This window comes from Emticicia fontis (genome assembly GCF_054779675.1).
This window is the reverse complement of record NZ_BAAGXU010000004.1, coordinates 170,032-182,427: the sequence shown is the minus strand read 5'-3', so window position 1 is coordinate 182,427 and position 12,396 is coordinate 170,032. Positions and strand designations below refer to the sequence as shown.

The following is a 12,396-nucleotide window of genomic DNA, read 5'->3' as shown; positions in this document are numbered from 1 at the left end:
TATTTAATATTTACATATCAATAAAAAATTGCACTTTTTTGATATGACATTTTTAAACCAAATCTATTCGTTGAAATTTTAAGGAATTTGAGCACTAAATTGTAATTTTGTACACGAGACTTATCCCTCCCACCTTATAGATATTTAGCAATTAATTTACGTACAACAATGCCTGCTTAAGGCACCTGATTTTAATGAGTTTTTATAAAAAATTTATCTTCCCTTATCTCACTCGCCACGATGCCGAGAAGATTCACTATGTAGTAATGGATGTGCTGAAATTTGCGTGTAAGGTTCCATTCATCCCGGCTATCTTAAGATTAATCTACGAAAAAAACGATAAACGTCTGGAGCGGAAGGTTTTTGGTTTACGTTTCAAGAATCCGGTAGGTTTAGCTGCCGGCTTTGACAAGAATGGCTTATGGACAGATGAATTATCAAATCTGGGTTTCGGCTTTATTGAAATCGGTACCGTTACGCCAAGAGCACAGATGGGAAATGATAAACCTCGCCTGTTTAGATTGAAACAGGATGAGGCGCTTATTAATCGGATGGGTTTTAATAATGAGGGTTCAGGAGCGGCAGCGAATGAAATACGTAAAAGAAAGTCAAAAATCATCATTGGAGGTAATATTGGTAAAAACAAATTGACCAAAAACGACGATGCCGTTTATGATTATCTGAAATCGTTCAATGACCTTTATCCTTACGTAGATTACTTTGTTATCAACGTAAGCTCACCAAATACGCCCGGTTTACGTGCCTTGCAGGAGAAAGAACCTTTGAAGTATTTGCTGAAAACATTAGAAAGAGATAACGGCCGTAAATCAAAACCGAAACCTATTCTATTAAAAATAGCACCCGATTTGACAGACGAGCAATTAGACGATATTATAGAGATTGTGAAAGAAACCCGTATTTCGGGTGTGATTGCTTCCAATACAACTATCAGCCGTGAAGATTTGGTAACAGATAAAGCTGAAGTAGAAGAAATTGGCGCTGGTGGATTGAGTGGTAAACCTTTAGCAAAACGCTCTACAGAAGTAATCCGATATTTGTCTGAAAAATCTAAGAAAGCATTCCCGATTATTGGGGTTGGTGGTATACATTCAGCAGAAGATGCGATTGAGAAACTGAAAGCCGGAGCATCTCTTGTGCAGGTATATTCAGGTTTTGTCTACGAAGGCCCCGGAATTGTGAAAGATATTTGTGAAGGGATTTTGAAAGAGAAATTTTAATTGTTGAATATTGTCGATACAAAAACAGCTCTGGAGACCAGAGCTGTTTTTGTATCAAACCTTATAAATCTCTATTCACTCTTCAATACTTTTACAGGATTACTCCTCGCTGCTTTCATGGTCTGAGAACCAATCATTAAAAAGGCTATCACCAATACTGCCAGCAAACCAATGAATAATTCGGTAATCTGTACAGGGGTATGATAGGGGAAATTTTTAAGCACAAATTTCTCAAAGAAAAGATAAGTAATTGGCAAAGCAATCAATGCCGATAATGAAAGCATGACAAGAAAACCGCGACTTAATAAATAAATAAGGCTACCTTCATTGGCACCCATCACTTTACGGATACTGATTTCTTTCAGTCTTGTTTCAGTAGTAAATGCTACCATGCCGAATAATCCCATTGATGAAATAGAAATAGCCAGAATTGAAAGGAAGCCAATAATCTTAATCATCGTAGAAAACTCACTATAAGCAGCTTCAATTTCATCTCCATAAAATTTAGCTTCAAATGGATGCACTCGGTCAATCTTTTTCCATGTCGACTCAATCTTAGCCATAGTGGCCAATATATCATTGCTTTGTATTTTGGCATTAATTACAGCTCTGTCTCCGGGTGTCCACGACATAAAGGCTACCGGTTCAATCAGATTCTCAACCTTGCCATAGTGGAAATCTTTCATGACACCCACAATCGTCATTTTACGGTTGGGTATTCCAAAACTACTAAACGTAATTTCTTGCCCGATTGCTTTCTGAGGGTCTCTATTAGCTATATTAAACCTCTTTAAAACCTGTTCATTAACTATTATTTCTCTAACGGCATCTTTTGTGGTAGGTCTTGTTTTAAAATTTTCTCCGGCAATCAATTTGTATTTATGGAGAGTTAGGTAGTTTTCATCTACATTGTTAGTCATGACCAATGCTGAGTCACGCGAATCTTTGTATTTCATAAATCCACCCCAGGCATTTCCAACACTGGTGATAATCAGCGATTTGGATACTCCTGTTACTTCTGGCATCTCTTTCAATTCTTTTACAAACGCATCGGGTGTATTCCCCTGCATATCGATGTTCAGAACATTTTCTGTATTAAATCCGAGGTCGAAAGCCAGAATGTTTTTATACTGCACATAGCCAATGGCAGTTGTTGTAATAAAAATAAGTGTGAATGTATATTGAACTACCACCAGCGCACGTCTGAGTGATAAGTGTTTGAATCCTTTTACTGTAGATACATCTCTGAGTGCATTAATGGCATTAACTTTCGAGAAGAACAGTGCGGGCATGAAACCAGCAACAACCCCAATAGTGACTGAAAAAATAACGAAAGTGATAATCATAGGAAATGTCAGTTCCAGTTTTACAGTATGCTGCATTTCCGGAGCGAGGTTTATCAACTGTGGTCGTAGAATAAGAAAGAGGAAGAACGATAAAAGAAGGGCTGCCAATGAAATCATGATAGATTCTACCAGAAATTGCTGCCATACCTGAGTCTTTTGCGCACCGATGGCCTTTCGAATACCTATTTCCTTGAATCGTCGCATAGCACGTGCTATCGAAAGATTGGTATAATTAAAACAAGCTGACAATATAACCACTAATGCAAGGCCGCCCAATATCCAAAGCATGATGGGTGGCATGTGTGGCCCTGTAGAGCCCGGCCCTCCCTCCGAGGCATGAAAGTTCTCTCCAACTACTATATTATATAAAGGAAGCAGTTCTAATTGGATTGTGGTATTTTTATCAGCAAGATTCTCTTCTCTGGCAATTGCATCCAGTTGCGATTGGATTAATATTTTGTTGGCATTTTCAGGCAATAGTAGATACACGAAATTGGAAGACATACTTGTCCATTGGTCGAAGTTCTTATTGCCTTTATTCAACTGTTCGGCCGTTGAAAGCGAAACCAACGCTTCAAAATTAATATGCGAAAAGAAAGGAACGTCTTTCATTAAGCCAGTTACTTGATAGTCTGAGTTATCAAACCTGATTACTTTACCAAGCACATTTTTGCTACCAAAGAGTTTTTCAGCCGTTGTTTCGGTAAGAACGATTGAATATGGATCTTTCAGTGCAGTTTCCGGATTACCTTCTAACATCGGATAGGTAAAAATTCTGAATACAGATGGATCTGCCCAAAAGCCCTTGACAGGAATCGTATTCTCACCAATTTTCGCATCCCCTGAAAAATCAGTTCGCATGATGGCTACCTCTTCTATACCTGCCACTTTCTGCCGGATAAGCTTTCCGGTTTTTATAGACGTGGTGGCAAACTTCCCGCCACGATCCCCATTGAATTTTGCTATATTAGTAATACGATAAATTCTTTCACCGTTCTTATTAAACTTGTCGTACGACCAAAGGTCAAGGACAAATGCAATCAATAATAAACCAACAGACATACTGATGGCTAATCCAACCACATTGATGAATGAAAACATTTTGTTACGCCATAAATTGCGCTTGGCTGTTTTGATATAGCTTCCTATCATAATTCTGTTTATAAAAAGGTAATTAATCTTATTCAAAAATATCAGACTACTATAAGCATTATGAAAAAATGGGATAAATCTGGCTATAAATGTGATGAATCTGAAGGTGGTAATTTTTAAGTATAATAGATAGGTAAATGAAGAGGTATCATTTATTTACAAGTCTGAATAATTTTTTTTCAATTTCTGAAACTATTCTTATATACTTTTGTTTTATATGTATATACATACAATGTTAAGACAGTATTAATTCACTATTATTATAAAATATTCAGAACAATGGCAAAATGGACTATCGATGCTTCTCACTCAGAAGTACACTTTAAGGTGAAACACCTAATGATTTCAACAGTAACCGGAACTTTCGGTACTTACGAAGGAACTGTAGAAACAACTAATGATAACGATTTTGAAGGTGCAACCGTTAATTTCTCGGCTGACATCGACAGTATCTCTACCGGACAAGAGCAAAGAGACGGTCACTTGAAATCTGGTGATTTCTTTGACGCAGCTAATTTTCCAAAATTAACTTTTACTTCTACTTCTTTTGAGAAATCAGGTGATGATACTTATACCGTAAAAGGCGATTTGACGATCAGAGGTGTAAGCAAACCTGTAACATTGAAAGCTGAGTTTGGCGGAATTATGACGGATTTTTACGGACAAACAAAAGCCGGATTTGATTTACAAGGTAAAATTAATCGCCAGGATTTTGGCTTAGCGTGGAGTGCAGTAACAGAAGCAGGTGGCGTTGTGGTAAGTGATGAAGTGAAACTGGTAATGAACATCCAAGTGGTGAAAGGTTAATCTTTAACTTTTCTAAGAATCAAAATCAAAAAGAAACCTCTGCCTGACGGTAGAGGTTTTCTTTTTATTAAATATGTATAGTGTTTAGGTATAATTGCTTAAGAAAGTGTACTCATTTTGAAAACCATATAAAGAAACCCCTGCTTTAAGGCAGAGGTTTTCTTCGTCAAAAATTATGATTTAGTTTAGGTTTATTGCTTGTTTTCTGAAATGACAAGTCAAATATATGGATTTTTTATGAATTCCAATATAATTATTAAAATTTTTTATTTTTATTTTCGTTAGTGTTTTGACTGATTTTCACTCGTTTCCCCTATAAAAGAGCGTTCTAAGCCTATTTTTTAATATCTTTTTTTATTACAAATTTTTATTTAATTATTACAATAAGATTCTTCGCTTTAGACTTTTAGGTTTTTTTAATCGCCTGCCTGATTGGTTTTACTTAGCTTTGTTAAAAAATTATTATCATTACTGCTTCTATGAAAAAGTCTATTTTACTATTACACCTTTTCCTTTTATTTTCTTGTCTTTCTTTTGCCCAAACCACCCCTATAAGCATTCAATTGACCGAAAACAACCAATCTCCTATTATTGGTGCTACGATCAGAATTGTGAATCGGGCAGATACTATCAAGGTTTTCAACAGCACTACAGATACCCTCGGCATAGCCAGATTTAATCTGCCAGTGAATCAGCAATACACGCTGACTGCCACTTCTGTTGGCTATAAAAATCTGGTAAAAGGAATCAATGCCACAGGCAAGCAAGCAGTCTTTAAGTTTGTGATGGAAACAGATAACCAATTGCTAGGAGAGGCCGTAGTGACAGCCCGAAAACCTTTGATGCAACAGGAAGACGATAAAACCATTGTCGACCCAGAACCCATTGCCAATACCAGTACAAGCGCCTACGAAATCATGGAGAAGATTCCCGGACTGTTTGTTGATCAGGATGGTAATATATACTTAAGCAATTCTACACCTGCTACTATCTATATTAATGGTCGTGAACAAAAAATGAGTACGGCTGATATTGCGGCTATTCTCAAGAGTCTTCCACCCAATAGTATTGAGAAAGTAGAAATCCTGCGCACACCCTCAGCTAAATATGATGCCAGTGGTAGCGGCGGAGTAGTAAATGTCATTCTGAAAAAAGGGGTTAAGATTGGTTTTACTGGAAGCTTGAATGCCGGAATGAACCAAGGGCATTATGGTAATCAGTTTATCGGCGTGAGTCTGAATAATAGTAGTGGTAAATTGACCTCTTTTCTGAATGCCAATTATTCGCACCGGAATAGCTTTGAGCAGATACAAACCACTCGTAAATTTTCGGCAGATAAAGAAATATTCCAGAACGCTTATACTACTTATCCGGGCAATCAGGCTTATGTGGGTTTTGGCTTAGGTTACGAGGCTAGCAAAAAATGGGAATTAAATTATGATGCCCGTTTGAGTTATAATCAGAATAATTCTTCTGCCAATAACGAAAGCACTATTCGCCAGATTACTTCTTTAGAAGTTTTAACCAATAATATTAATACTACCAATAGCAAAGGAAATAACTATGGTATCAATCAGGGAATTAATGCAAAGTATAAACTTGATACACTAGGCTCTGAATGGATAACCGATATTTCTTATAATTATTTCAATAACCACACTGATCAGGCTTTTAATACGGCTTATGTTCTCCCAAGTGTTTCGAACATGGCTGGTACAGGAGACTTAGGTAATAACCGAAACTTCGTTTCCGCACAATCGGATATTAAATACAAGCTTCCCCGTAAGCTTACTTTAGAAGCTGGTTTGAAAGCTACCTATCAGCTTTTCAGAAGTACTACTACCTATTATACCAAAATTGGAGAGCAACAAAACATTGATGTATCAAGAACGAATCAGTTCAATTATAATGAAAGTATTTATGCTGCCTATGTGCAACTATCTAAAACTTGGGGTGAGTTTATCCTGAAAGCAGGTACACGTCTGGAAAACACCAATATGAACGGGCATCAGTTAATACCTTCTGATACCTCTTTCAAGGTTAAAAGAACAGATTTGTTTCCTTATATTTATCTGAGCCGTAAAGTTACCAAAATTGCAGGTTACGAGCTTCGTGCTTATTTAGTACACCGCAGGTCTATTACACGTCCGGTTTATGAATATCTGAATCCTTCCCCTCGTTTCATTGATCAATATTTGTATGAAGCAGGGAACCCTTCGCTAAGACCACAATTCACCAGAAACTTTGAAGTGAATATCAGTATAGAAGACCGACCTATTTTTGCTGTTGGCCGTAACTATACACAGGATATTTTTACAAATGTGATTTACCAGAATCCTGATAATTCGAGTATTGCTTACCGCACCTATGATAATCTGGGAAAAAATCAGGAAACTTATTTTCGTCTCCTGGGCGCTGTACCGCCAATCAATCGTTACTTCTTTGTAGCCGGAGCACAGTTTAATTATAATGATTATAATGGTTTGTACGAAAATGCTCCATTAAAATTCCAACGAGGTAGCTGGACATTCTTTACTTTTCACCAGTTCAAATTAGATAAACTCACCAATATCAGTCTGAATGGCTTCATTCGTTTCAAAGGGCAACAGCAGTTTTATGAGTTAAGCAATTTCGGTAATCTCAACCTGAATATCAACCGCCAGTTCTTCAATAAAAAGCTGACGGCTACCCTTAGTGTGAACGATGTGTTCTATACCAATAAGAATAACTTCACGATTAATCAGGGTAGTATTTCTGCCTTTGGTTTCCGTCAGGCCGACACTCGTCGGGTAGGTTTGAATCTTCGTTATAATTTTGGTTTCAGAAAGAAAGAAGAACGAAATAATCCTTTCAATTTTGATAATCTGGAGAGAAGTAGTAATTAATTGATAGAATTTTGCTAAAAACGCTTTAGCAATGGTCAGAATTTGATTGGAATTCGCTAATTTTCGGTTCTATTTCAATTTCTAATCATTATAATACCTCATGACCTTTAAAAACCTCTTCAAAAGCAAGGTTTCGCTTTTGCTTGTAGCAGTTGGTTTGGTTGTTTCGTGTATGCGTACATCTACAACCAAAAACAAGCCGCTAGTCATTACAGAAGACCCTGCCAAAGCAGTTAGCAAAGCCAAAGAAATCCGTGAAAAAACAGCAGCCAAGTTAGCTGATGGATTACAAATGACCCTTTGGGCATCTGACTCCCTTGCACCAGACCCTGTTGCCATGACCATTGACGACCAGGGGCGCGTGTACCTGACCAGAACAAACAGACAAAAAAACTCAGAGTTTGATATTCGTGGGCACCGTGACTGGATGACACCTTCGATTGGCTTACAAACTGTTGAAGACCGTCGTGCCTTTTTAAGAGCCACTTTTGCTCCTGAAAAAAGCAAAGAAAACGAATGGGTAAAAGACCTGAACGAAGATGGCTCGCACGACTGGAAAGACTTAGCCGTTGAGCAGGATGAAATCTGGCGTATAGAAGATAAAAACGGTGATGGCATTGCTGATGTATCAACCCGTATCCTGAGCGATTTCAACGAAGAAATCACTGACGTAGCTGGTGGTATCCTTGCCCGTGAAAATGATATGTTTGTTGGTATTGCGCCTGATGTATGGCGATTGAGAGATACTAATGGGGACGGTATCATTGACCAGAAAACTTCTATCAGTCATGGATATGGTGTGCATATCGGCTTTAGTGGACACGGTATGTCAGGGTTGATTGAAGGCCCAGATGGAAGAATCTACTGGAATATCGGAGATATTGGTGCCAATATCACTACGAAAGACGGCAAGAAATATGAGCATCCAAACTCAGGTATCATTGCTCGTTCAAACCCTGATGGAAGTGATTTTGAAATCTTTGCAGCAGGTTTGAGAAATACACACGAATTTGTTTTTGACGAATATGGTAACCTGATTTCATCAGATAATGATGGTGACCATCCGGGTGAAAGCGAAAGATTAGTGCACGTGGTTGAGGGTTCTGATGCCGGCTGGCGTTCAAACTGGCAGTACGGTAAATATACCGATCCTAAAAACAACAAATACAAAGTATGGATGGACGAGGGTTTATCTAAACCTCGTTGGGATGGCCAAGCCGCTTATATCATTCCACCAATCAGAAACTACCACAATGGCCCGACTGGTATGGTTTACAATCCGGGAACAGCATTAGGGAAAGAATGGAAAAATAAATTCTTCCTTGTTGAGTTCGTAGGAGCTCCTAACCGCTCACATATCTGGTCATTTGGATTGAAACCAAAAGGTGCTTCATTTGATTTTGATAGCGAAAAAGACGTAGTAAGTGGTATTCTACCAACAGGTATCCGTTTCGGTCCTGATGGCGCATTGTATGTAGCTGACTGGATTAATGGTTGGGGAACCAAAAATTACGGTAGAGTATGGAAAATTGATGTAGCAAACGATAAAAACGATTTGAACGCGCAACGCGAAGAAACCAAACGTTTGATGCAAATGAAATACCCTGCACAAACAGATGATGTGCTTTATAGTTTGTTAATGAACGTAGATATGCGCATCCGTCAGAAAGCGCAGATGGAGCTGGCGAAAAGAGATAAAAGGGGGTTTGCCGTATTCAGTAAAGCTATTGCTCAAAGAGAAAACCAGTTGGCACGTGTGCATGGTATCTGGGGTATTGGTCAGTTAACGCGTATGAATGCTTCTTATTCATCAGCATTAGGTGGTTTATTGGCTGATAAAGATGAGGAGATTATCGCACAAGCCGCCAAAATCATTGGTGATGCACGCGTGAAATCTTTAAGTGGTCAACTAATCCCATTATTGAAAAGCTCAAATGCACGTGTAAGATTCTTTGCGGCAGAAGCATTAGGTAGAACAGCTAACCAAGATGCCGTACAACCATTGATTGACTTATTGAAAGCCAATAACGACGAAGATGTATACATCAGACATGCAGCAGTTTTAGCCTTATCAAGAATCGGTAAAGCTGAGCCAATTATTGCACTTTCAAACAATTCAAGCAAAGCCTTGAGAACAGCCGCTGTATTGGTTTTAAGAAGAATGAAAGACCCTAATATCTCTGTTTTCTTAAACGATGCTGATGAATATATTGTAGCGGAAGCAGCCAGAGGTATCAATGATGATACTTCTATCGAAGCGGCTTTACCAGCTTTGGCAGCAACTTTGAAAGATACCCGTTTGAAATCAGAAGTAGTTTTACGAAGAGCAATCAATGCAGCTTTGAGGGTAGGTGGTGAGAAAGAATTAGATTTACTGATTGCCTTTGCCAAAAGAACTGATATCAAAGATGAAATCAAAGCAGAAGCTTTAGCTACTTTAGGTTCATGGGCGAACCCATCGGTATTAGACCGTGTAGATGGTCGTTACCGTGGCAAACTACAAAGAGACATTGCAATGGCAAAAAGTAAAGTGCAACCACATATTGCAGAGTTTTTGAAAGAAAAAAATCCTGATACACAGGTTGCTATTGCGGGTTTACTTGCCGATTTGAATATCACCGATGCCAATACTCAATTAGTAGCTATTTATGATGCCACTACAGAAGCCAAAGTAAAAACAGCCATTCTAGCTTCATTAAACAGTCTGAAATACTCTGGAATAGATGCCTTAATGAAAAAAGGGATGGATGACAAAGACGAAAACGTAAGAACAGCCGCTTTAGGTTTATTGAATAATTTGAATGTAACGAAAGAGTCTTTGCCAGTAATTGTTAACTCTATTTTCAGCAAAGGAAGCATCAAAGAGCAACAACAGATGTTGGTAGTATTATCGAAGATGGAAGCTGATAAAACGCAGGTAATTCTCGATAATCTTGTTACGCAATTAATTGACAAGAAACTATCTCCGAATATCTCATTGGAGCTAAAAGAAGCCGTTGATGCCACAGGTTCAGAAAGTCTGAAAGCTAAATTAGCTGCCAATAGTGCACATAATTCACCAATGGACGAATTCAGAGAATCCTTATTTGGCGGAAACCGCTTTGCAGGACGCCAGTATTTCATGACCAGTTCAACCGGAGAGTGTGTCAGATGTCATTCAATCGGAGGTACAGGTGGAACCGTTGGTCCTAATCTGACACATATTGGTGATGTATTGACGAGAGACCAAATTTTACAGGCCTTAATCGAGCCAAGTGCGAGAATTTCTCCAGGCTTTGGTGGGGTTACAGTTAAGCTAAAAGATGGACAGGAAGTAACCGGAACATTGGCGAAAGAAACAGAAAGTGAATTAACTATCACTACTTCTGATGCCGAACCATTGGTAATTCCAATAGCGCGTATTGCTAAAAGAGAAAATTTCCCTTCTGCAATGCCTCCTATGGGAACATTAATGACAAAAAGAGAAGTCAGAGATGTGGTAGAATTTTTGTCTAGTCTGAAAAAGTAATTAGCTTTATATCATGAAAAGGCTTTCTAAGTTCGAAATGCTTAGAAAGCCTTTTTTTGTTTCGGACAATTTACTTTAACCTGTCAACCTTGAAAGGTATTTTACATACCATTCTATTATTCTGCATGATTCCCTTGTCGGCACTCAGCCAGGGGAACGACCAATGTATTGGCCCAAATGTAGGTACAGGCTCTTTATACACCAAAGCAACTGTGGGCTGTGTACCCTTTACCGTCGAAATAGAAAAAACAGATCCCAATTCCCGGGATAATCAATATATTTTTATGTATGCTGGTGGAGTACCCACTAATACGGTTACTTCCAAAACATTTACCTATACCAAACCGGGTGCCTATAAACTCATGCAGATTTCTTATAGGATAGATAACGGACAGGAACAAAGAGTATGCGCTACTATAACTGTATTAGACACTTCGAAAATTGAAATCAATCCGAAAATCTGTAATAATACTATTAGCCTAAGCCTGAGTGATGTAAGAAAAAACGGAACAATCCCGTACGATTATTGCTATATCAATTGGGGGGATGGCTCAACGCTTGAAAAGGTAAATTTACCAGCTAATACTATTTCACATGCTTACTCAAATAAAACAGATAAGAAAATAGGCGTAAAGGGTGGATATATTGTTAATGATTGTGGTGGAAGCAATAGCATCAATCTCAAGTTTCCGACTATTGCTGAGCCTAAAATTCAGGAATTGAGTAAAACGGGCGAAAATAAGTTTGCCATCAGATTTAATAACGAAACGGGTGATGATTATACCATTTTAACCAATGGGCAGGTATTACTCGCTCAAAAAGGAAGATTGGGTCAAACGCAGGTTTCATTTGATAATCCTAATCGTAATGCCTGTTACAGTATCCAGTTACAAAATGCTTGTTTTACTAATACAAGCTCAAAGGAAGTTTGTGATATTGATTTTCAGCTAAAATCAACAGCCGATGGCAATGTTTTGAGTTGGATAAAACCGATGCCTGACCCAATTAAAGATTTTATTCTTACTAAAAACGGCAAATCACAAATTACCTCTAATGATGCTCCCTATATAGATAAAGAGGTTTCATGCAATGAAGAGAATTGTTATCAGATACGTTTTACAAGTAATGGGAGTAGTTTTCTCAGTGAAAAACTTTGCGTTAAAAATAGCATGGTTCCATGTGAAACAGGTGAAATTCCGATTCATGTACCTACTGCTTTTAGCCCAAATGATGATGGAATTAACGATAAGCTATTGCTTTATGGCGATTTAGAGAAGTTTGTTAGTATGAAAATCTTTAACCGTCGGGGGTATGTGATTAAGTTGATAAACTATCCGTATGAGGCATGGAGCGGAGACAATCATTCTGTAGGTTTATATGAATATGTTTTGACGTACAAAAATAGAAGCAATAAAGAAGCAATCATACAAGGCACGCTTACCCTTGTAAAATAATACTCA

The 12,396-nt window shown here is 38.1% G+C and carries 6 protein-coding genes; 5 read left to right on the top strand and 1 reads right to left on the bottom strand.

What is annotated here, in order from left to right; all coding sequences use genetic code 11:
• The first annotated feature begins 194 nt into the window (after positions 1-194).
• Positions 195-1,238: a dihydroorotate dehydrogenase gene (locus ACYVFA_RS03360; RefSeq protein WP_460470379.1), complete on the top strand. Its 1,044-nt coding sequence runs from the start codon at positions 195-197 to the stop codon at positions 1,236-1,238.
• Positions 1,239-1,309: 71 nt separating this feature from the next.
• Here ACYVFA_RS03360 and ACYVFA_RS03355 read toward each other — a convergent pair whose 3' ends face one another.
• Complete coding sequence (locus ACYVFA_RS03355) at positions 1,310-3,736, bottom strand: ADOP family protein (RefSeq protein ID WP_460470378.1); 2,427 nt, start codon at positions 3,734-3,736, stop codon at positions 1,310-1,312.
• 279 nt (positions 3,737-4,015) lie between these two features.
• Here ACYVFA_RS03355 and ACYVFA_RS03350 point away from each other — a divergent pair, with 279 nt between their 5' ends.
• The 4 genes from ACYVFA_RS03350 to ACYVFA_RS03335 all read left to right on the top strand — a co-directional run bounded on the left by ACYVFA_RS03350 (position 4,016) and on the right by ACYVFA_RS03335 (position 12,390).
• A complete protein-coding gene (locus tag ACYVFA_RS03350; RefSeq protein ID WP_460470377.1) occupies positions 4,016-4,543 on the top strand; it encodes a YceI family protein in 528 nt (175 codons plus the stop codon).
• A gap of 479 nt (positions 4,544-5,022) precedes the next feature.
• Positions 5,023-7,428, top strand: a complete 2,406-nt coding sequence (locus ACYVFA_RS03345; protein WP_460470376.1) for a TonB-dependent receptor — start codon at positions 5,023-5,025, stop codon at positions 7,426-7,428.
• Positions 7,429-7,528: 100 nt separating this feature from the next.
• A complete protein-coding gene (locus tag ACYVFA_RS03340) occupies positions 7,529-10,936 on the top strand; it encodes a DUF7133 domain-containing protein (protein ID WP_460470375.1) in 3,408 nt (1,135 codons plus the stop codon).
• A gap of 89 nt (positions 10,937-11,025) precedes the next feature.
• Positions 11,026-12,390 carry a T9SS type B sorting domain-containing protein gene (locus ACYVFA_RS03335; RefSeq protein WP_460470374.1) on the top strand — a complete coding sequence of 455 codons (1,365 nt, stop codon included), beginning with the start codon at positions 11,026-11,028 and terminating at the stop codon, positions 12,388-12,390.
• Positions 12,391-12,396: the final 6 nt, after the last annotated feature.

What these genes read in the sequence shown, in the direction of transcription:
- ACYVFA_RS03340 (WP_460470375.1), top strand. Translation starts at nt 7,529, where the DNA reads ATGACCTTTAAAAACCTCTTCAAAAGCAAGGTTTCGCTTTTGCTTGTA.
- ACYVFA_RS03360 (WP_460470379.1), top strand. Translation starts at nt 195, where the DNA reads ATGAGTTTTTATAAAAAATTTATCTTCCCTTATCTCACTCGCCACGAT.
- ACYVFA_RS03345 (WP_460470376.1), top strand. Translation starts at nt 5,023, where the DNA reads ATGAAAAAGTCTATTTTACTATTACACCTTTTCCTTTTATTTTCTTGT.
- ACYVFA_RS03350 (WP_460470377.1), top strand. Translation starts at nt 4,016, where the DNA reads ATGGCAAAATGGACTATCGATGCTTCTCACTCAGAAGTACACTTTAAG.
- ACYVFA_RS03355 (WP_460470378.1), bottom strand. Translation starts at nt 3,736, where the DNA reads ATGATAGGAAGCTATATCAAAACAGCCAAGCGCAATTTATGGCGTAAC.